The following is a 21213-nucleotide window of genomic DNA, read 5'->3' as shown; positions in this document are numbered from 1 at the left end:
GAGATGAGATTTCCCATCTAATTAATAGAGTAAGACCCCTCAGAGATGATGAGGTAGATAGGCTAGAAGTGGAAGCGTGGTGACACGTTGAGCGGACTAGTACTAATCGGTCGAGGACTTAACCAAAGAGTCAATGAGTAGCAAGAGGTTGATTTAGAAAAAAGAAGAGTAACGATTATTTAGTTTTGAGTGTAAAAGCTCAAGGTGTCGTGTTGATGGCATAGAGGAACCACCTGTACCCATCTCGAACACAGAAGTTAAGCTCTATAGCGCCGAAAGTAGTTGCCGGAACGCTGGCTGCGAGGATAGGACGACGCGATGCCGTACATAATTACAAAAGCAATGGAAGAATTAATTAATGATTCTTCTGTTGTTTTTTATTTACATACAGTTTAAAATATAGTCAATAGTTACAAGGATGCTTTGGTTTGGCATTGTAGTTAATCAAAGTTGAGGTGAATGCTTATGGAAATGGAACGAATTAACGATAACACCATCAGGGTGATGATCGAAAACGAAGATCTGCAAGATCGGGGTACTTCAGTTCGAGACTTACTAAGCGATCGCAATAAAATTGAATCTTTCTTTTACAATATTTTATCCGAAATCGATACTGCAGAAGACTTCGTTGATAACGATAAGGTATCCTTCCAGGTCTTACCTAATCAGAACGGTCTTGAATTGTTTATTTCTCGGTTGGATGACCAGGATGCCTTAAATGATTTACTAGCTAATATTGTAGGTGATCGAAGTGAGGAAAGTAATACGAGTCAAGTTTCATCAGAGGCTATCGATGATGTTTCTTTTGAACAAAAGATGGCGTTGATGTCTCGTGATGACCAGACGGTCGAAAAAAGTGAATCGGTGGTTGGTCATGTTGATTTGGTTGAACTGACCGATTTTGAGGAACTGCTAGCGCTTTCTGAACGTTTGGCTGATTTCACTGGTAAGAGTACTGTTTATGCTTATCAGGACCGTTATATTATGGTTCTTGATACAACAGCTGCTGATATGGCCCGAGAGGCTTTTAACACCTTATCTGCCACCATTGTGGAGTTTGGTCGTTATTCACAGTTGAGTCAGTCCGTCTTGGATGAACATGGTCAAGTCTTATTTAAGGATAATGCGGTGAACGCATTAAATCAGTTTTTTGCGAAAGCATAAATTTGAATGAAGGGTTAAGCAAGGTTGATTCAAACCTTGCTTTTTCTTTGCCAATTAGGTGTCGGGCTTGGTTTGTTGTCTGAAAGTCGGTATAATAACTATATTATTTAAAATTCTGGAGTGAATTTCATGAACATTTTATGGACCATTACCCTGGTTTTGTTTTTCTGGGTTGTTTTTTATTTCTTGAGCAAAATCATTACTCGCTTTTTGGCAAGCAGCCGTGGGACGGTTTTGAAAACTGCTGCTTTCATTAAGCAACAAGATGAAGATCACGGACAACTTGTTGATGTTCGTGACAAAGAACCATACAAGCGCTCACATTTAAAGGGCTCACGTAATATGCCGGCTTTATCTTTTAACCAAGGTAAGTCAGGTTTGCGTCAGGATATGAATATCTACTTGTATGGAGATACTTTGCAAGGACCAAGTTCTGTTGCCAAGCATTTGCGCAAAGAAGGCGTTGCTAAGAATCGCTTGTTTTTGATGGCTGGTGGTTACCGTCAGTTAACTGAAACGAAGAAATAAAAAAGAATCGCTTAGCGATTCTTTTTTAGTAGTAATTAGAAGCGTGATTGGTGGGCTGCCACGGACTTACGAACGGCAGCTTTGGAAACTGCTTCGTAGTCTTCATCCGCTTTTTGTTGAGGTTTTTTCACCAATTTGTGGTAACCAAAGCCAGCAGAAACGGCTGCAATGGCAGAACCAACGACACCAGTTGCAAGTCCAAATTTAAATTCTTTTTTCATAGCTTATCTCCTAACTTCTTTTCTTCCATTATCGTTGAATGAATAAGCTTTGTAAATCCCCATTTGTTATTGATTGGAGTAATTATGCCACCGATTTCTGTTATCGTGATTGCCGGTCCGACTGCTTCTGGCAAGTCAGATTTAGCGATACAGTTAGCCAAAAAATATAATGGTGAAATTGTCTCGGCCGATTCGCTACAGGTTTATCGCGGTCTGGATATTGGAACCGCTAAGACGCCTGTCTTAGAAAGGCAAGGCATCCCGCACCATTTGTTAGATGTTTGCTTAATGACGGCTGATTTTTCGGTGGCCGACTTTATTGATTTGGCTGACCAAGCAATTTTGCAAATCGTAGCTGCTGGAAAGGTCCCAGTTGTGGTTGGTGGGACCGGCTTTTATGTTAAGGCTCTGTTGGGTTATCAACCCTTAGACTTTGCTAAATCAAATCCGGCAGAAGTTGCGAGAGATCAAAAGCGTCCATTATCAGTTTTACAAGCCGAATTGAAGCAAGTTGCTTCAGCAGAGTTATTACAGCAAGTGGACTTACAAAATAAAGACCGAGTAATTAGGGCTCTTCAAATTGCTAAAAACGGGAAGGTTGACCGACCAGAAAGGCCAACATATCGGCCATTGGTTTTGGCCCTTGATTGGGATCGAGAAGTCTTATATGGTCGGATTAACCGCCGGGTTCAATTAATGATTGACCAAGGCCTTGAAGCAGAGGCCCGGACGTTGTTTGAACAAGGCGGGCTTGCATTACAAGCTGGCCGCGGGATTGGCTATGCAGAATTTTATCCTTACTTTGCTGGCGAACAAAGTTTGCCAGAGGTTGTTGAGCATATCCAACAAAATTCAAGACGGTATGCCAAACGCCAATTAACCTATTGGCGGCACCAAATTCCTGGCTTACAATGGATTAATGGTGATGAGGCTTTTGCAAATGCGGATGCCAAAGTGAAAGAATTTTTAGCCGAATAAAAAAGGAAACAAAAAGATGGACTTTGAACAAGCATTACTGGATTTACGCAGTGGGAAAATTGACAAAATTGAAGTTGAGTCGGAAAATTTCCCGGCATTTCAAAAAGCCTGGTCAGCATTTCCGTATCAAAACACGGTGAAGGGAATTGCTCATCGGGCTGGTAAAGTAACTTATATTCGTGCAAAATAGCCTGTCGCGCCGGTTAAAGTATGCTACAATAATAATCAAGTAAACTATATTAAAGAATGGCTGGACTGATTAAACCAGCCTAATTGAGAGGCAAAATCGTGGCATTATCATTTGGACAACATAACGTTGGTATTGATTTAGGAACGACAAATACTTATGTATACGTCGAAGGAAAGGGAATCGTTTTACGTGAACCTTCTGTTGTTGCTCGTAACACTGAAACGCAAGAAGTAATTGCTGTTGGTGAAGAAGCAAAAGAAATGCTTGGCCGTACTCCTGCAAGTATTGCAGCTATTCGTCCAATGCGTGATGGCGTAATCGCTGATTATGACACAACGGTTGCCATGATTTCTTACTACTTGAACAAGGCTCTTGGTGGTCGTGTTGGAAAGCCTTATGTGACTTTGGGTGTACCAGCTCGGATTACTGCTGTGGAACGTCGTGCAGTGATTGATGCTGCCCGTGTTGCCGGTGCTAAGGATGCTTATGTCATCGAAGAGCCATTTGCTGCAGCGATTGGTGCCGGTTTGCCAGTTATGGAACCAACTGGTTCAATGGTTGTTGACTTTGGTGGTGGAACAACTGATGTGGCAACGATTTCTCTTGGTGGAATCGTTGCCGCTCGTTCAACGCGTTTTGCCGGTGATAAGCTCAACGATGCAATCACTTCATATATCCGTAATAACAATAACTTGGCAATTGGTGAAGCAACCGCTGAACGTTTGAAGATTGAAGTCGGAACGGTTTCAACTGAAGACGCTAAGTCAATGGACTCTGCTACTGCTCGTGGTCGTGATTTATTGACTGGTTTGCCAAAAACAATTGAAGTTTCTGCAGAAGACATTGCAATTGCTATCCAAGATCCAATCAATGAAATCGTGAATGCTATTCGCGAAAATTTGGAATCAACACAGCCAGAAATTTCTGCTGATGTTATCGATCATGGAATGGTTTTGACTGGTGGTGGCGCACAATTGCGTGGCTTGCCAGCTTTGATTGAATCAATTACAAAGGTGCCGGTTATTGTAGCGGAGGATCCTTTGGATGCTGTTGTTAAGGGCGTTGGTGAATCTTTGAAGTCTTTGGAAGTTTTGCAACGTAACTAAAAATTAGTGTCAATTATCTGTTTTAGGAAGCGTAGCGCCGTGCGCTGCGCTTTTGTTTTCAAAACGGATTGAGTGGAGAGGATTATTCCATGCGTAAGTTATTTTCATCCAAAACAGTAGTTATTCTGATGGTTGGCTTTTTGGTGATTGTCGGTTTAATTACTGGGTCCAACTGGTGGGCTAATAAGACGAACACGCCACCGTTGTTCCAACGAATGGTCAATGACATTACTGGTGGGGTTTCGCGAGTGATTTCCGCACCAACCAATGCCATTGGTACTCGAGCTAATTCATTGTCAAATTTGCTATCCACATTTGACGAAAACAAAAAGTTGAAGTCAAAACTTGATGGTTATGCTCAAACTCAAGTTCGTCTCCAAACCTTGGAAGACGAGAATAAGTCGTTGAAGAAGCAACTGGATTTGAAGGCATCGTTGACCGATTACGATACTGTCTCAGCAGTGACGATTGCCCGCTCACCAACGACCTGGCAGTCTCAACTTGTGATTAACAAGGGGGCCAAGTCTGGTATTAAAAAGGGAATGCCTGTTTTGGGCGATTCAGGTTTGATTGGTCGAATTTCAGAAGTGAATACGGTCAATTCAAAGGTGACGTTGGTTTCTGATTCAAGTGAAGATACCAACCGCTTTGCGATTACCGTCAAGGGTAGTCAAGGCGACGTCAACGGGATTATTACCGATTACGATGTCAATCAAAAGCTTTTAGTGATGGGACAAATTACCGAAACACAGGCCATTAATCCGGGTGATAAAGTGGTCACATCTGGTTTGGGTGGTATGATGCCTGAAGGTATTTTGGTTGGAAAAGTGGCTAAGGTGACGACCGATGATTATGGTTTGTCACGAAAGATTTATATACAGCCAAGTTCTGATTTGAGCCGTTTGAGTACGGTTTTGGTTGCAAAGACAGAGGTAGGATCATAATATGGCAGGTTGGCAATTTATTCGACTACAAATTATTTATCCACTAATTTTGTTGGTTTTGTTCTTTGTCGATGGTAACCTGATGTCATCATTTGGTTCATTTTTACTCCATCCGCCAGTCCATATTATTCCAATGTTGACGCTGATTTGGCTCTTTTACGGTGTGCAATTCGAAATTGCAGATCATCTGCCATTTTATTTTTATGTGGTTGGCATTGGAGTGCTGTTTGATATTTATTACACTGAAATTTTAGGAACTTATACGGTTGCTTTTTTGGCCGCAACGATTCTAATGCAAAAACTACGGCCTTACTTTGACGAACGAATTATGTCTGGCCTATTGCTTTTGCTTCTTGGTTTATTGACCTACTTACTGGTGACCTATGTTGCTGGTTCAATCATCAATATTGCCAATCTTTCGCTGTTACCGTTTATTATTAAAGACGTTTTGCCAACTGCCTTTTTGAACTTGGTGATTGCGGCTTTAGCCTATTATCCTTCTTGGTCATTGTTCCAACGATTAACATAAATTTGCATTTTTGAAAATGCCTATGTATAATGACCATAAATTAAAACGTTGACCAGGCGAGTAGCCAATCGACCCTTTTCAGGAAGCCTGCGGGAATTGCGAGTAGGTAAGGGCGATTGGTGAAACACTCCTGGGAGTGTGCTATTGAACTAACAGTAGGTAGCATCGGTCGCAACCGTTATCTTGCCGGTAGTTAGGAAACTAACGCCATGAGGTTTTTTCAGTAATGAAGAAACAACGATGAGGTGGGACCGCGAAAATTCGCCCTCTAAGTGCTTAAGCGCTTAGAGGGCGTTTTTTATTTGCTTGGGACCATGGCCACAAAGAAAGTGGGGGAATGAAAATGAACTATTTTTTTGAAATTTTACCGGGGATTGCTTCCGGTTTGCAGATGACCTTGGGGGTTTTCTTTATTACCATCGTCGGCTCGGTGCCATTAGGAATTTTAGTTTCGTTGGCATTGCGGTCACCATACTTCAGTGTTCGCTGGCTGGTGAACGGTTATATCTGGTTGATGCGTGGAACACCATTATTGCTGCAACTGATTTTCTTCTACTACGGTTTGGCAATGGTTGGGGTTTCCATGACTCGCTTCGATGCAGCGGCATTCGCCTTTATTATTAACTATGCCGCCTACCTGGCAGAAATTTTCCGTGGTGGTTTGCAGGCAGTTCCTAAGGGACAATTTGATGCCGCCCAAGTCTTGGGTCTTAACAAGGCACAAACTTTTTTCAAGATTATCTTGCCGCAGGTTATCAAAATTGTCGTTCCATCATTTGGTAACGAAGTGGTGAATTTGGTTAAGGACACCTCTTTGATTTATGTAATTGGCCTGGGTGATATTCTTCGAGCAGGTTCGATTGCGGCAAGTCGAGATGTTTCACTGGTGCCTTACTTGATTGTTGGTTTAATGTACTTGATTATGACTGGAATCGTTACGGTGGCCTTGCGTCGCAGCGAGAAGCGCTTGAGCATTTGGAGGTAAGCCCATGATTCAAATCGAAAATTTGACAAAAACATACGGAGATAAGGTAATCTTCAAAGACTTATCACTTTCTCTATCTGATGCGGAAGTCTTGGTTGTCTTGGGACCTTCCGGTTCAGGAAAGACAACGTTGATTAAGACTTTGACTGGCTTGGAAGATGCTCAAGCAGGAACGATTGATTTGAATGGTCAAACCTATCCGGTTGGTGATCCAGCCTTAGCCGCTAAAGTTGGTTTGATTTTTCAAGACTTTAACCTCTTTCCACATTTGACGGTGAAAAAGAATTTGACCTTGGCACCGATCATAGTCAAGAAGATGTCAGTGGCGGCGGCTGAAAAAAAGGCCGATGAATTGCTGGCAACCCTTGGCCTAACGGAGCAAGCTGATTTGTATCCCTATCAGTTGTCAGGTGGTCAAAAGCAGCGGGTCGGCATTGCTCGAGCATTAGCAATGGACCCACAAATTATTGCTTACGATGAGCCAACTTCAGGCTTGGATGAAAAGGCCACCGAACAGGTGGTGCAAGTCATTAAGGCGCTTAAGAAGGCCGGCGTCACACAGTTGGTCGTGACCCACGATTTGCCGTTTGCTGATGAAGTTGCGGATACGGTCTTTGATTTTGAAAAGGAGGTCAAGCGCGTATGATTTCAATGAAAAAGAAAGTCATCGTTAATACGACGGTTATCGTGGTCTTCCTAGCTTTGGCGGTTGCTTGTTTCACCTTCTTATCAAAACCAAAGAACAACAGTCAGGCCGACCAAACGGATAACTGGACAAAGATCAAGCAAGAAAAGCTAATTACGATTGGTTTGGACGATACCTTTGTACCGATGGGCTTCCGGGATTCTGCCGGTAAGTTGGAAGGCTTTGATGTTGATTTGGCTAACAAGGTCTTTGCCAATTTGGGTATCAAAGTTAAGTGGCAGCCAATTGATTGGTCAATGAAGGAAACGGAATTGAACACAGGTAATATTGACGCCATTTGGAATGGCTATACCAAGACGCCTGACCGGGCTAAGAAAGTAGCCTTTTCTCAGGTTTACCACAAGGTTGCTTTGTCAGTCGTCGTCAAGAAGACAGCAGGTGTTAATAAGTTTTCTGATATGACTGGTAAGACTTTGGGTGTTCAAACAAGTTCGTCTGGTGAATCAGTTTTGAATGATGAGCCAAAGGTGTTGAAGCAGTATATCAAGAATCAAAAGCCCGTTGAGTATGACACGGTTGATAAGGCCTTTACCGACTTGAATGCGAACCGGATTGATGGTTTGCTCGTTGATGAAGACTACGCCCGCTACTATATCAGTCACCAAGCAGATCCTTCACAATACAAGGTTTTGACAGGTAGCTTCCCAGTGACTGAAGACGTTGTTGGCTTCCGTAAGGGCGACAAGCAATTGCGTCAGGCAGTTAATAAGGAATTGAATAAGTTGAGAGCAGATGGCTATATCCAATCTTTGGAAGATAAGTGGTTTGCCAAAAACTAAATTGTGACAAAAAAACGCCGGTTGGCGTTTTTTCTTTTGGATAAATCGGTTAAGATAAGCATATGACAAAAACGACTCAATTGGCACCCGGAGTACAGTTGCTCTACCTGCCAAAAACACAATATCAAACGGTCAACATCACGGTGACCTTTGCTCAAAAAGCGCAAACGAGAATGGCCAGTAAGCGAGCATTACTTTCCTATTTAATGGCGGTCTCATCCAAAGAATTTCCCAACCAACAAGCAGTCTCACAGGAACTGATCGATTATTTTGGGGCTAACTTTCAAACGAAGGTCTCAACCATTGGTGATTTGGACTTGCTGACGGCATCTCTACAAATTATTCAGCCCGGTCAGTTACCGGAATCTAATGATCTATTGGCTGAAGGACTGAGCTTTTTACAATCGATGATTTTTAACTTCGACTGGGAGAGCGCAAACAGTCAGGCAGTGATTAAGCAAGAAAAGCAAAACCTCACCCAGGCCATTTTAGGTCGGCAAGATGACAAGGTTGTTTTGGCTTTAGACGAAGCAAGGCAGTTGACCTTTGCTGATTCCGCTATCCAGGAATCAATTTTGGGGACAAAAGAAGAGGTTCAAGCACTGTCACTGGCGGAACTCCAGGCGGCCCATGCTGCTCTCTTGGCTAACGACCAAGTTTTGATTAGTGTCGTTGGGGATGTGGCTGAAGAAGACTTGGTGACAGCTTTAACGGCTTGGTCCTGGCCGACTAATCCAAATCGGAATGAGTTTCGGGCAAAGGTGCCACAGTTGGCAGACTTTTCTAAAAAGGTGCAAACAAAGCCTGATTTGCAACAGGCAGTTTTGGTGCAAAACTACCAATTGGGTCAAGGTGCCGCTTCTGAGCAAGGTTACTTTACTGCTTTAGTCTTTAATACCGTCTTTGGTGAAGGACCGGCTAGCTTGCTCTTTACAGAAATCCGCGAAAAGAATAGTTTGGCTTACAGTATTTCTTCACGGCTACAACCAGATTTGGCTTTGATAACGGTCGTTGCTGGCTATGATGCAGAACAACAGGATCGCTTACGCACTTTGTTAGCTGAACAACTCGCAACTGTTAAGGCGGGCCATTTAGCCGAAGAACAGCTGGTTGCCGCCAAAGCGGCGATTATCAATGATTATTTGGTTCGTCAGGATTCACCAATCTTTCAGTCTTTGTCGCTAGCGGCTCGGACTTTGCGTGGCATTAACCGCGATGAAACAGCCTTTATGAAGGGGGTCGAAGCCGTCACATTGGAAGAAATCCAAGATTTTGCAGCGACTTTGACGATAACCACAGACTTTGTTTTGGAACCAGGTAGGTGAGAAATGGCAGTAGTAAAAAGCAAACAACAGGAAGTGCAAAAATTCCAAACCATCGATGGTTTGCACGTGACGTTGATCAAAAAGCCGGGCTACCACCAGCTACTGGGCGCTTTGTCCACTAAATTTGGCTCGTTGATAACGGCATTTCGAGACGGGCAAAATGAAGAGGTTGTCATTCCGGCAGGGACCGCCCACTTTTTGGAACACAAGCTCTTTGATAAGGAAGCGGGGGATGCCCTGTTACGCTTCACTGAATTGGGGGCTGATGCGAATGCCTTTACCGGCCCTAATCAAACTACTTACTATTTTACGGCTACCAACCAGTTAGCCGAAAATTTGACTTGGTTACTGACCTTTGTGCAAAAGCCTTACTTTACCGAGGCCAAGGTGAGCCGTGAACGGGGAATTATTGAGGAAGAGATTAAACTCTACCAAGATGACCCAGCATGGCAGCTTTATCAAGGGATTTTGGGCTTGCTCTATCCAAAATCCCCTTTGAGCCTTGATATTGCTGGTACGGCAGAGAGTCTGCAAGCAATCAGTGCTGACTTACTTTATCAAATTCACGCTGTCTTTTATCAACCAGAAAACTTAGAGCTGACAGTCGTTGGTGACTTTGACTTTGAGCAAGTCCATCAATTGGTAGACCAGGTGCAAACAGAAGTAGCTTTACCCAAATCAGCTATCTCCCTGCCAAATGTGACACTGCTTGAGCAAAGTAATTTTGACCGAAAATTGCCAGTCAAGGTATCAGTGCCAAAGGCGGCCTATGGGCTCCGTTTGCCTACCCGTCCAAGTACTCTAACGGCAACCGACCGGGTTTCTGAAACCCTCCTAGGTGAATTGACCTTAGATTTGATTTTTGGTGATCAAACAACCTGGTTTCAGGAAAAGTACCAAGAAGGAATCTTTGGCGATGACTTCGATTATGAGTACACGAACCTGCCGGACTATCATTATCTGACCTTCTTTGTCGATGGCCAACACCAAGCGGAAGCTCAAAAGGCAATTATTGATCGCCTGGCAGAAGCGCAAAATGTTTTAAAGGTTGCAGAGGCAGAATTTGTCCGGTTAAAAAAAGCAATGGCCGGACAAATGTTAGCCAGCCAAAATTCGCCCGAGCGCTTAGGCTTGGACGAAGATTTAATCTTGTATGGTCTATCACTATTTGATAAAATAAGTTTGACGACACGTTTTAACTTAGAAGACGTATTAGCAAGCGGTAAACGACTTTTTGAAGGTGGTCGTTTGAGCCGCTTAATTTTAGAAAAGTAAGAGAAAAAATGACTGAATATTTAGAAAGTGAACTGAGTCAACAGTTAAAAGAAGCACGTCTAGGAAAGGGATATTCAATTGAGCAGTTGTCTGAATTGACCAAGATTCAACCGCGCTTCCTAGAAGCCATTGAAGATGGTGATTTGGATGTCTTGCCAGGAAAGTTCTATGCCCGTGCCTTTGCCAAGCAATATGCTGAGGCAGTGGGCTTGAACCCTGACGACTTGTTTGATGATGTTGAATTTGATCCTCAAGTTTTGGGTGATATGTCGCATGCTCACCGTGATGAAGACGGTGTTGTTCGTGCTGGGGTTAATAATACCCAGACCTTTAAGTCGCGCTTTCGTGGTTGGATTCCTAAAATTTGGCTAGCCATTATTGTTTTGGCAGTGATTTTGGTTGCCTGGTTTGTGGTGACTCGGGCTAGCTCTGGTTCAAATCAGTCAAACTCGAACACGCAGGTTGAAGTAGCTTCTTCTTCTGTGCCACAATCATCAGTTTCTTCATCATCAAGTAATAAGGCCGCCATTAACCTGGGTACAGCTCAGACCAATACGGCCCAGTTGACAACGACTTATAATGTTGCTGGTCAATTAGCTTCAGACCATAAGTTGGTGGCTAAGGGCCAGGATGGTGGCAGCAATTTGAAGGTAACGGATGGAACGGGTAAGGTCTTGTTTAATGGTTGGATGAACCAAAACGATGAAAAGACCGTTGATTTGCCTGCTAATACACCAATTGTTAACATCCAAGTGACTCAGGTCAGCCATGTCAACTTGACAATCAATAACCAACACATTGATTTGCCAAACTTGCCAACGAACCCGGCGGCAACGACCTGGAACGTTGTTTTGAATTTAAATAAGTAAGTGAGAACAAAATGAATTTACCAAATAAACTCACGGTTTTTCGAATCGTCTTGATTCCCGTCTTTATGTTGATTTTGATTTTTTTAAAAGACGCGACCGTGGTTAATCATGATTTGAACCTTTCCATTGGTTGGGTTGCCGCAGCAATCGTCTTTGCAGTGGCCTGCATTACTGATTTTTTGGATGGACAAATTGCCCGACGCCAACACTTGGTGACCAACTTCGGTAAGTTTTTCGATCCACTAGCTGATAAGCTTTTAGTAATGACCGCTTTGATTTATTTGACTGCCTTTCACCAGGTTCCAGCCTGGGTCACGGCCGTGATTGTGATTCGTGAATTGGCTGTTACCGGTTTGCGGACCCTTGTGGTTGAAAACAATGGGACTGTGATGGCTGCAGCTTGGCCTGGTAAGATTAAAACATTTTCGCAAATGTTTGCCATTGTTTTCCTTTACCTGAAGGATTGGCCATTTGCTTTGGTTAACTTCCCAATTGGACAAGTGCTCCTTTACCTCGCTGTAATCTTTACGATTTACTCTGGGGCTGAATATTTCTGGAAAAGCCGTTCAGTTTTTTCAGACGGATTATAAGCGCGCAAAGCGCTTTTTTCGTCTAAACAAATAGGAAGGGAAAAGAGGCGAACAAATGTTCGAAAAAGCCCTTGCTTTTTATCAAAAAAATCCGTACACTGTTGATAGACATTGAAGGAGTATCATGCATGGTTGCAAAAAAGACAAGCGATGAGAGTAAGAAGGACGGCCGTCAGGCAGCCTTAAACGAAGCTTTAAAGAAAATTGAAAAGAACTTTGGTAAAGGGTCAATCATGACGTTGGGTGATAACGCCTTGACGCAAGTTGAAACTTCACCATCTGGTTCTGTGAAGTTGGATGTTGCCCTTGGTGTGGGTGGTTATCCAAAGGGCCGGATTATTGAAGTTTATGGTCCTGAATCATCAGGTAAGACAACGATTGCTTTGCATGCTGTTGCTGAAATTCAAAAGAATGGTGGAACAGCGGCTTATATCGATGCTGAAAACGCGTTGGATGTTAAGTATGCCGAAGCACTTGGTGTTAAAAAAGATGAATTGTTGCTATCACAGCCTGATACCGGGGAACAAGGACTGGAAATTGCCGATGCCTTGGTTCAATCTGGTGCTGTTGATATGGTGGTTGTCGATTCTGTTGCCGCTTTGGTTCCTCGAGTAGAAATCGAAGGGGAAATGGGGGATGCCCACGTTGGTTTGCAGGCCCGCTTGATGTCACAAGCCCTACGAAAGTTAGCTGGAACATTGAACCGGACCGGAACCATTGCCATTTTCATTAACCAGATTCGTGAAAAAGTCGGTGTGATGTTTGGTAATCCCGAAACCACTCCGGGTGGTCGGGCCTTGAAGTTCTATTCAACAATCCGTTTGGAAGTTCGTCGTTCAACCCAAATTAAGGATGGAGCCGATGTGACTGGTAACTTGACCAAGGTCAAGGTCGTCAAGAATAAGGTTGCGCCACCATTTAAGGTTGCTGAAGTTGATATCATGTATGGAAAGGGAATTTCACAGACCGGTGAAATTCTTGATTTGGCTGTTGACCAAGACATTATTGACAAAGCTGGCGCTTGGTATGCATATAATGGTGAGCGAATTGGTCAAGGTCGTGAAAAAGCCAAAGAATATTTGGACGATCCTGAACATGCGGCATTACGTGAAGATATTTACACGCAAGTCCGGAATGCATATGGGATTGGTGACCAACCTGCCGGTGAGGCTGGGCCTGATGAAACCGATGCTAAAAGTGTAGAAAATCACGATGATGACGGTCTTACGGACGAGCCAATTATTTAGAAAAAGTAATAATAAATTAATATTAAAAAACGTTGGTAAAACGTTTTTTTTTGTTATAATGTGTTTGTTCTTAACTGAAGCGAATAATTTGATGTAACACATATTGTTCAAAGTAGTTTGGAATAGGTACTTGTTGTTGTAGGATAATCTTTTGCACCCAGTTGGGAGAAGAGGAATCATGCAAAGATCGCATCGTGGGTCATGGATAGTGGCCTCTGTCGTCGTTGTTCTCGCTGTAATCTTAGGTTTTGCCTATCAAAACCGAGATAAGCAGGGCAACACCGCACCTATCACTGCAGTTGGATCAACTGCACTGCAACCTTTGGTTGAAGCTGCCGGAGAGGACTATCAACGTTCTCATCCTGGTGTGTCGATTACCGTTCAAGGTGGTGGAAGTGGTACTGGACTGTCGCAAATTGCTCAGGGAGCTGTTTCCTTAGGGAACTCAGATCTCTTTGCCGAAGAGAAAAAGGGGATAAATACAAAGAATTTAGTTGATCATCGAGTCGCAGTCGTTGGAATTGCGCCAATCATTAATAAGCAAGCTGGTGTTAATAACTTGACACTGGCACAGTTAACCGATATTTTTACCGGTAAAATTAAAAATTGGAGTGAACTAGGTGGTAAGGACATGCCAATCGTGCTTGTCAACCGTGCCGCCGGTTCCGGAACTCGGGCCGCTTTTGAAAAGTGGGCCATGGGTGGTAAGAAGAGTGCTTCAGCACAAGAACAAGATTCATCAGGAATGGTCTTGTCGATTGTAAAGAGCACCCCTGGAGCCATCTCTTACGTTGCCTTCGCTTATAAGTCAAACGATGTTGTTCGGGCAAGCATCAACGGTGTACAACCAACTGATGCCAATGTCGAAGATGGGGCTTACCCAATCTGGTCATACGAACACATTTACACTAAGGGCAAGCCAACAGGTGAAGTTGCTAAGTTCTTGGATTTCTTTAATTCAGATCGTGTACAGAAAACGTACGTGCCAAAGTTGGGTTACATCTCAAATTCAAATATGAAGATTGAACGTGACCTACATGGTAACATTACTGCTAAGCAGAAGGGATAAGTCGGACAATGGATCTTATTACCGAAAAAATCAAAAAAACTTCGTTGTCAACCAAGCAAGATCGATTTGGTAAATTCATTTCAGCTCTTGCTTTGCTATTAATCACTTTAGTGGTTATCTTAATTTTCGGCTTTGTTATCACTCGGGGGTTAGCCACCTTTACGACTAATAAAATTTCAGTCAGTAAGTTCTTGTTTGGAACAAATTGGAACCCGAGTGTCGTTGACCCTAAGACGGGTCAGCCAGGTATTGGGGCATTACCACTCATTACTGGTTCGTTGGCGGTAACCGTCTTAGCGGCTTTGATTGCAACACCATTCGCTATTGGAACAGCTGTCTTCATGACAGAAGTTGCCAAGAAGCGTGGTGCGCGGATCATGCAGCCAGTTATTGAATTGCTGGTGGGAATTCCCTCAGTTGTTTATGGTGTAATTGGTTTGGCCGTGGTTGTACCGGCAGTTCGTTCTGTCTTTGGTGGAACCGGGTTGGGTGTTTTGTCAGGAACGATTGTATTGTTCGTGATGATTCTTCCTACTATTACTTCAATGACAGTTGACTCACTAAAAGGTGTTCCACAACACTACCGTGAATCAGCCCTTGCCATTGGCGCTACTCGCTGGCAAATGATTTATAAAGTTATTTTGCGAGCAGCAACTCCAGGAATTTTGACAGCTGTGGTCTTCGGAATGGCACGTGCCTTCGGTGAAGCTTTGGCCGTACAAATGGTCATTGGAAATGCTGCAAAGATGCCGGTATCATTGACTTCTCCGGCTGCAACATTAACCTCAGTTTTGACGATGGGAATTGGAAACACAGTGATGGGTACGTTGCAAAACAACGTCTTGTGGTCACTTGCAATGATCTTACTTCTGATGTCTCTAGTCTTTAACCTCTTGATTCGTTGGATTGGTCGAAAAGGAGAACTGAAGTAATGAAAGCAAAGACTGCTGATCAAATTGCTACAGCCGTAATCTACGCAATTGCTGGTTTAGTAGCGCTCGTGCTAGCAGCGATGCTGGCCTTTATCTTGGTTCGAGGAGTGCCACATTTGTCATGGCATTTCTTAACTGCTCAAGCTCGATCATTTGAAGTTGGTGGTGGAATTGGTATTCAATTATTCAATTCCTTCTACCTCTTGATTTTGGCCATGTTGATTTCTTTCCCAATCGCACTTGGGGCGGCAATTTACTTGAACGAATACGCAAAGCCAACTATCTGGACTTCAATGGTTCGTACTGCAATTGAAGTGATGTCATCATTGCCATCAGTTGTTGTTGGGTTGTTTGGATTCTTGATTTTCGTTGTGAAGTTGAAGTTAGGCTTTTCAATTATTTCAGGAGCGATTGCCCTAACATTCTTTAACTTGCCAATCCTGACTCGTTCAATTGAAACGTCGTTGAGTCAAATTCCTGATTTGCAACGTGAAGCGGGTGCAGCTTTGGGTCTATCCCGCTTTGAAACGGTGATTCACATCATCTTGCCAGCTTCTGTGCCATCGATTGTTACTGGGGTAGTTATCTCGGCTGGACGTGTCTTCGGTGAGGCCGCTGCATTGATCTTTACTGCAGGTCAATCAGCACCATCACTTGACTTTGGCGACTGGAACCCATTCAACTTGGCTTCTCCATTGTCACCATTCCGTCCTGCGGAAACTTTGGCGGTTCACATTTGGAAGATTAATTCTGAAGGAATTATGCCGGACTTGTCACTCGTGTCAGCTGGAGCTTCAGCGGTATTGATTATCGTTGTATTGATCTTTAACTTTAGTGCACGTCGTTTGGGAACACTTCTTTATAAGAAGTTGACAAAATCGTGAGGTTAGCATGACAGATAAGAGTCAAGAACTAAAACCAGTATCAGATTTTATTCCGGAAAAGGCACCTGAACGCTACATCATTCCGATGGAAGATGATAAGCACGAAATTGCCTTGTCAACGGAAGATTTGCAAGTTAGCTATGGTGATAAGTTGTCCCTTAGTGAAGGTGATTTGCGTTTTGAACGTTATAAGATTACTTCATTAATTGGTGCATCTGGATCAGGAAAGTCAACATTCTTGCGGTCATTGAACCGAATGAATGATGGTGTTGCCAATGTGACTGGTCACATTTGGTACCGTGGACTAGACATTAATTCACAAGACATTGATGTTTATGAAATGCGTCGCCACATTGGAATGGTTTTCCAACGTCCTAACCCATTTGCTAAGTCAATTTATGACAATATTACCTTCCCATTGACGCGCCGTGGTAAGTATACCAAGGCAGAGCTTGATGAAATCGTGGAAACGACTTTGAAGCAAGCAGCGTTGTGGGATCAAGTCAAGGATGATTTGAACAAGTCAGCCCTTTCATTGTCTGGTGGACAAGCACAACGTTTGGTGATTGCCCGAGCATTGGCTTTGAAGCCTGATATCTTGTTGCTTGATGAACCATCATCAGCCTTGGATCCAATTTCTTCAGCTAAGTTTGAAGATACATTGCTTGAGTTGAAGAAAGACTACACAATCATTATTGTGACGCACAACATGCAACAAGCTGCGCGGATTTCTGACTACACGGCCTTTATGCACCAAGGAAAGGTGATCGAATACGATTTGACTCGTAAGATCTTTACCCGTCCTAAGGTGGAATTGACCAATGATTATATTTCAGGTAATTTTGGATGACAAAACAAAGTGAAACAATCTTAGAAACTCGTAACGTTAAGCTCTGGTATGGCGATAAGGAAGCTTTGCACGGAATCGATTTGGACTTCAACTCAAAGGGGATTACCGCTTTGATTGGACCATCAGGTTCTGGTAAGACAACTTACTTGCGCGCCTTGAACCGGATGCATGATTTGGAAGAAAACGTCACTGTGACGGGTTCTTTCAACCTTCTTGGGAAGGATATTTACGCACCAACGATGGATACCGTTGATTTGCGTAAGCGGGTTGGAATGGTTTTCCAACAACCAAATCCTTTCCCATTCTCAATTTACGATAACGTGGCCTTTGGTTTGCGTTTGGCAGGTGTTAAGGACAAGAAGGTTCTTGATCAAGCTGTCGAAGAATCATTGCGCGCTGCATCCGTTTGGGATGAAGTCAAAGATGATTTGAACAAGTCAGCCCTTGGTCTATCAGGTGGTCAGCAACAACGTGTTTCAATTGCACGTGTTTTGGCTACTAAGCCAGATGTCTTGTTGTTGGATGAACCAACTTCAGCCTTGGATCCAGTATCTTCACACAATATTGAAGAAACACTGCTTTCATTGCGTGACAAGTATGCCATGATTATCGTGACTCATTCCTTATCACAAGCTTCACGAATTTCTGATAAGACGGCATTTTTCTTAAGTGGAAACTTGGTCGAATATGGGGATACTCGTAAGATTTTCTTGGAGCCCGAGAAGAAGGAAACTGCCGATTATATTTCAGGTCGCTTTGGATAAAAACGACGAAATGATTGGTCTAATAAGCCCAACATTCTTGCTGTTCAAAAAATATCTTTGCTTTAAAATGCCCTACTGTTATTAGAGAGAAACAGGTTACATGAAAGGAATTTGTCATGCGTCGATTATTTGATGAAGAATTAGCTGATTTGGATACTTCTTTTACTGAAATGGGTGAACAGGTTGCTAAGACCATTCAAGCATCCGTTCAATCATTCATTAAGCATGACCGTGAAGGCGCTCATAAGGTAATCGATCACGATTACAAGATCAATGAGCGTGAAGCGGCCTTGGAAAAGAAGTCATTTGAAATGATTGCCTTGTACCAACCGGTTACAACGGACTTGCGTGAAATCGTTACGATTTTGAAGGCCGTTTCCGTTTTGGAACGAATGGGAGACCAAGCACGAAACATTGCCACGTCAACTATCCGTGTGAAGGGAACAAAGCACATGAAGGCTGTTGAAAAGCAGCTGGGTGAAATGGGTGAATTGGTCGCTCAAATGGTTTCTGAGGTCATGGGCTTCTACGTTAAGAATGACGCCTTGGGTGCAGAAACAATTGCTACTAAGAACCACCAACTTTCAAATGCCGCTGCACAGGTTCGAACAGACTCTGTCAATGGTATGAAGGAAGACTCTGAATTGGTTGACTCTGCTGCCGATTACCTTGTGATTGCAGGGTACATCAAGCGCATTGGTGATTACACAACTGATATTGCAGAGTGGATTGTTTACAAGCGTACGGGTAAGATCATCGAATTGAACCCTGGCTACAACTACTTTATCTAATTGAATAAAGTAAAGGAACCGTTTCAGGTTCCTTTTTTTGTTGGCTGAAACTTTGTTATAATAGGGGTAAACGAAGAACTGTATCGTAAAGGAGGGGCTATGCGTTTTATAATGCAAGCGGCAATCAACATGGCCGTTTTTCTAGCCTGTGCTTTGCTATTTCCAAATGGATTTATCTTAGCAAACATGGCGACCGCTGCAGGTGCAGCAATTGTACTCGCCTTTTTAAACCGGTTAATTAAACCACTATTAGTATTTGTTTCATTACCCTTAGTTGTGCTGACACTTGGTTTCTTTATTTTGGTGATTAACACAATCTTGTTAGAAATCACGGCACATTTGATTCACGGCTTTGCCTTCGCCTCATTTGGTTGGGCAATGTTAGTGGCAATATTACTGACTTTGGCAAATTTCATCTTTACTGGTCAAAAGGAAATTACAATTCGGAGGTAAGCAAATGGCACAGACCACTGTTACAGTAAAGGACCTAGTTGATCACACTCGTTTGACGATTGTGGCGGGGCATGATTACTTGGATCGGGTGATTACGACAGCTGACATTTCTCGTCCTGGACTAGAAATGACCGGTTATTTCACCTATTATGCACCAGAACGGGTGCAGCTACTGGGAATCACGGAAACGTCATTTTCAGAACGAATGAACCATGATGAATTGTTAATGGTTTATCGCAAGATGGCTTCAGAACAGACGCCAGCCTTTGTGGTCTCAACCAATTTGCCAATTGCTGATGAATTGAAGCAAGCCGCTGAAGAAGCTCATATTCCAATTTTGAATACCCGTTTGACGTCATCACAAATTTTGTCAAATATGACTTATTATCTTGGTGGTGAATTAGCGCCACGGCAGTCTGTCCACGGTGTCTTGATTGATGTTCACGGTCTAGGGGTATTGATTACCGGTGATGCCGGAATTGGTAAGACTGAATCCGCTTTGGAATTAATCCAACAGGGTAAGGCCCGTTTGGTGGCTGATGATCGAGTAGATATTCATCAAGAAGATGAACAACGGTTGATTGGTCAACCTTCTGAAGTTTTGCAAAATTTGATGGAAGTTCGTGGTGTTGGAATTATTGATGTCCAACAGGTTTACGGGGCCGTTTCGGTTCGTTCACACGCTTCGATTATGCTCAATATTCATCTTTCTAACGGTAAGATTGGTGAAGAAAACTTTGACCGTTTGGGTAATGAACATGAGTACCTGGACGTTTTGGGTGTGAAAATTAAGAAGATGGTGGTACCCGTTACGCCAGGTCGAAACACTGCATCAGTGATTGATGCTGCGGCTGTGAAGTTCAGGACGCAAAGCATGGGCTATGATGCCTTAGAAACTTTGCAAAAGCGAATGGATGTTGCCATTCAAGAAAATCAAAAAGAAGACGAAGAGGCAAAAAAGCATGACTAAAATTGCGGTCTTAGGTGCCGGTTCTTGGGGAACGGCCCTCGCCAATACGATGGCCATTAACGATGTTGATGTACAAATCTGGTCGCACCGTGCAGATCAGGTAGAAGAAATCAATCAGCAGCATACGAATGAAAAGTACTTGCCTGGCGCCCAACTATCACCAAAGTTGCAAGCTGCGGCTGATATGACAACGGCCGTTAAGGGTGCTGACCTAGTTTTGGTGGTTGTTCCAACCAAGGCGATTCGGACGGTAGGCGAGCAACTAGCCGCTGTTTTAACATCTTTGAACCAACAAGTAATTTTAGCCCATGCTACCAAGGGCTTGGAGCAAGGGACTCACTTACGGATTTCTGAAATGCTCAGAGAAGTGGTGCCGGCCGAGCGTTACTCAGCTTTAACGGTTGTTTCTGGCCCATCTCACGCTGAAGATGTTATCAAGGGTGATTTGACTGCAGTATCAATTGGTGCAACGGATAAAGCCGCTGCGGGCGTGCTACAGGCTGCTTTAGCCAACCAGCACTTCCGGCCATACACGAACCAAGATTTGCTTGGCTCTGAATTGGGTGGGGCATTGAAAAACATCATTGCCTTGGGATCCGGAATGTTAATTGGCCTCGGCTATGGCGTTAACGCGCAAGCGGCGTTGTTGACTCGTGGACTAGTTGAAATGCGTGAAGTTGGGCAAAAAATGGGTGCACAACCGGAAACATTCTTAGGACTAGCCGGAATTGGTGATTTGATTGTGACTGGGATGTCACCAAATTCACGCAATTTCCGTGCTGGTCGAGCGCTTGGGCAAGGACAACAGCTCGAACAAGTGCAGGCAGAAATGGGGATGGTCATTGAGGGTGTGAACACAGTCAAGGCTGTCTATGAATATAGTCAGGCTAATCACCTCGATTTGCCAATTACAACAGCCCTTTATCGGGTCTTGTATGAAGGGGCTGACATCGAAAAACAGATTACCTCATTGATGACCCGGCCATTAAAGGCTGAAGACTAAGCCAATCTCTGTTATAATTAAGAAAGAATACTTTAGCATCAACTGATGCATGAAATGAAAG

General features: G+C 43.4%; 25 protein-coding genes, 2 rRNA genes and 1 other annotated feature. Of the genes, 26 read left to right on the top strand and 1 reads right to left on the bottom strand.

Annotation, left to right across the window (positions count from 1 at the left end; translation table 11 throughout):
* From BLW39_RS03435 to BLW39_RS03420, 4 genes are all read left to right on the top strand, one after another.
* Nucleotides 1-126: ribosomal RNA gene (locus tag BLW39_RS03435) — 23S ribosomal RNA — on the top strand; the annotation flags it as partial.
* A gap of 79 nt (nt 127-205) precedes the next feature.
* Nucleotides 206-322, top strand: a 5S ribosomal RNA gene (gene rrf, locus BLW39_RS03430).
* A gap of 143 nt (nt 323-465) precedes the next feature.
* Complete coding sequence (locus tag BLW39_RS03425) at nt 466-1164, top strand: adaptor protein MecA (RefSeq protein ID WP_059377788.1); 699 nt, start codon at nt 466-468, stop codon at nt 1162-1164.
* A gap of 129 nt (nt 1165-1293) precedes the next feature.
* Nucleotides 1294-1692, top strand: a complete 399-nt coding sequence (locus tag BLW39_RS03420) for a rhodanese-like domain-containing protein (protein ID WP_059377785.1) — start codon at nt 1294-1296, stop codon at nt 1690-1692.
* Nucleotides 1693-1727: 35 nt separating this feature from the next.
* On the opposite strand, the gene BLW39_RS03415 is transcribed toward BLW39_RS03420, so the two are convergent.
* Nucleotides 1728-1913, bottom strand: a complete 186-nt coding sequence (locus BLW39_RS03415; protein ID WP_059377777.1) for a DUF3042 family protein — start codon at nt 1911-1913, stop codon at nt 1728-1730.
* Between the two features lie 84 nt (nt 1914-1997).
* Here BLW39_RS03415 and miaA point away from each other — a divergent pair, with 84 nt between their 5' ends.
* From miaA to BLW39_RS03310, 22 genes are all read left to right on the top strand, one after another.
* A complete protein-coding gene (gene miaA / locus BLW39_RS03410; RefSeq protein WP_059377769.1) occupies nt 1998-2891 on the top strand; it encodes a tRNA (adenosine(37)-N6)-dimethylallyltransferase MiaA in 894 nt (297 codons plus the stop codon).
* A 16-nt stretch (nt 2892-2907) separates the two neighbouring features.
* Nucleotides 2908-3081 (top strand): hypothetical protein, encoded by a 174-nt coding sequence (locus BLW39_RS07050; protein ID WP_170124522.1) that lies wholly within the window; start codon nt 2908-2910, stop codon nt 3079-3081.
* Between the two features lie 98 nt (nt 3082-3179).
* Nucleotides 3180-4187, top strand: coding sequence for a rod shape-determining protein (locus tag BLW39_RS03405; protein WP_059377766.1), 1008 nt, complete (start codon nt 3180-3182; stop codon nt 4185-4187).
* Nucleotides 4188-4276: 89 nt separating this feature from the next.
* The gene (gene mreC, locus BLW39_RS03400; RefSeq protein ID WP_059377763.1) at nt 4277-5131 is read left to right on the top strand and encodes a rod shape-determining protein MreC; all 855 of its coding nucleotides are present in this window, start codon (nt 4277-4279) and stop codon (nt 5129-5131) included.
* 1 nt (nt 5132) lies between these two features.
* Nucleotides 5133-5660: a rod shape-determining protein MreD gene (mreD, locus tag BLW39_RS03395; protein ID WP_059377761.1), complete on the top strand. Its 528-nt coding sequence runs from the start codon at nt 5133-5135 to the stop codon at nt 5658-5660.
* Between the two features lie 39 nt (nt 5661-5699).
* Nucleotides 5700-5932: a binding site (T-box leader), on the top strand.
* Between the two features lie 71 nt (nt 5933-6003).
* Complete coding sequence (locus tag BLW39_RS03390; RefSeq protein WP_059377759.1) at nt 6004-6645, top strand: amino acid ABC transporter permease; 642 nt, start codon at nt 6004-6006, stop codon at nt 6643-6645.
* 4 nt (nt 6646-6649) lie between these two features.
* The gene (locus BLW39_RS03385) at nt 6650-7291 is read left to right on the top strand and encodes an amino acid ABC transporter ATP-binding protein (RefSeq protein ID WP_059377756.1); all 642 of its coding nucleotides are present in this window, start codon (nt 6650-6652) and stop codon (nt 7289-7291) included.
* Entirely contained in the window at nt 7288-8130 is an 843-nt protein-coding gene (locus tag BLW39_RS03380) for an amino acid ABC transporter substrate-binding protein (RefSeq protein ID WP_059377753.1), read from the top strand. The genes BLW39_RS03385 and BLW39_RS03380 overlap by 4 nt, the downstream gene beginning before the upstream one ends.
* 62 nt (nt 8131-8192) lie before the next feature.
* Nucleotides 8193-9455, top strand: coding sequence for an EF-P 5-aminopentanol modification-associated protein YfmF (gene yfmF / locus BLW39_RS03375; RefSeq protein ID WP_059377750.1), 1263 nt, complete (start codon nt 8193-8195; stop codon nt 9453-9455).
* A gap of 3 nt (nt 9456-9458) precedes the next feature.
* On the top strand, nt 9459-10730 hold the full coding sequence (gene yfmH, locus BLW39_RS03370; RefSeq protein WP_059377747.1) for an EF-P 5-aminopentanol modification-associated protein YfmH: 1272 nt from the start codon (nt 9459-9461) through the stop codon (nt 10728-10730).
* A gap of 8 nt (nt 10731-10738) precedes the next feature.
* The gene (locus BLW39_RS03365; protein WP_059377745.1) at nt 10739-11599 is read left to right on the top strand and encodes a helix-turn-helix domain-containing protein; all 861 of its coding nucleotides are present in this window, start codon (nt 10739-10741) and stop codon (nt 11597-11599) included.
* An 11-nt stretch (nt 11600-11610) separates the two neighbouring features.
* A complete protein-coding gene (gene pgsA, locus BLW39_RS03360; protein WP_059377742.1) occupies nt 11611-12189 on the top strand; it encodes a CDP-diacylglycerol--glycerol-3-phosphate 3-phosphatidyltransferase in 579 nt (192 codons plus the stop codon).
* A gap of 128 nt (nt 12190-12317) precedes the next feature.
* Nucleotides 12318-13436: a recombinase RecA gene (recA, locus tag BLW39_RS03355; RefSeq protein WP_059377738.1), complete on the top strand. Its 1119-nt coding sequence runs from the start codon at nt 12318-12320 to the stop codon at nt 13434-13436.
* Nucleotides 13437-13614: 178 nt separating this feature from the next.
* A complete protein-coding gene (locus BLW39_RS03350; RefSeq protein WP_059377736.1) occupies nt 13615-14505 on the top strand; it encodes a phosphate ABC transporter substrate-binding protein PstS family protein in 891 nt (296 codons plus the stop codon).
* Nucleotides 14506-14513: 8 nt separating this feature from the next.
* The gene (gene pstC / locus BLW39_RS03345) at nt 14514-15437 is read left to right on the top strand and encodes a phosphate ABC transporter permease subunit PstC (RefSeq protein WP_059377734.1); all 924 of its coding nucleotides are present in this window, start codon (nt 14514-14516) and stop codon (nt 15435-15437) included.
* A complete protein-coding gene (gene pstA / locus BLW39_RS03340) occupies nt 15437-16321 on the top strand; it encodes a phosphate ABC transporter permease PstA (protein ID WP_059377731.1) in 885 nt (294 codons plus the stop codon). The genes pstC and pstA overlap by 1 nt, the downstream gene beginning before the upstream one ends.
* Before the next feature lie 85 nt (nt 16322-16406).
* Complete coding sequence (pstB, locus tag BLW39_RS03335; RefSeq protein WP_409360005.1) at nt 16407-17171, top strand: phosphate ABC transporter ATP-binding protein PstB; 765 nt, start codon at nt 16407-16409, stop codon at nt 17169-17171.
* The gene (gene pstB, locus BLW39_RS03330) at nt 17168-17935 is read left to right on the top strand and encodes a phosphate ABC transporter ATP-binding protein PstB (protein WP_059377723.1); all 768 of its coding nucleotides are present in this window, start codon (nt 17168-17170) and stop codon (nt 17933-17935) included. The genes pstB (BLW39_RS03335) and pstB (BLW39_RS03330) overlap by 4 nt, the downstream gene beginning before the upstream one ends.
* Before the next feature lie 116 nt (nt 17936-18051).
* The gene (gene phoU / locus BLW39_RS03325) at nt 18052-18726 is read left to right on the top strand and encodes a phosphate signaling complex protein PhoU (RefSeq protein WP_059377719.1); all 675 of its coding nucleotides are present in this window, start codon (nt 18052-18054) and stop codon (nt 18724-18726) included.
* Between the two features lie 99 nt (nt 18727-18825).
* Entirely contained in the window at nt 18826-19179 is a 354-nt protein-coding gene (locus BLW39_RS03320) for a phage holin family protein (RefSeq protein ID WP_059377716.1), read from the top strand.
* 4 nt (nt 19180-19183) lie between these two features.
* The gene (hprK, locus tag BLW39_RS03315; RefSeq protein ID WP_059377714.1) at nt 19184-20149 is read left to right on the top strand and encodes an HPr(Ser) kinase/phosphatase; all 966 of its coding nucleotides are present in this window, start codon (nt 19184-19186) and stop codon (nt 20147-20149) included.
* Nucleotides 20142-21152 (top strand): NAD(P)H-dependent glycerol-3-phosphate dehydrogenase, encoded by a 1011-nt coding sequence (locus BLW39_RS03310; RefSeq protein ID WP_059377712.1) that lies wholly within the window; start codon nt 20142-20144, stop codon nt 21150-21152. The genes hprK and BLW39_RS03310 overlap by 8 nt, the downstream gene beginning before the upstream one ends.
* The last annotated feature ends 61 nt before the right edge of the window (nt 21153-21213 follow it).

It is taken from the genome of Fructobacillus pseudoficulneus (assembly GCF_900108455.1).
GTDB classification, from domain to species: Bacteria; Bacillota; Bacilli; order Lactobacillales; family Lactobacillaceae; genus Fructobacillus; species Fructobacillus pseudoficulneus.
The sequence above is the reverse complement of the archived record's forward strand: the minus strand, read 5'-3'. Positions and strand labels throughout refer to the sequence as shown.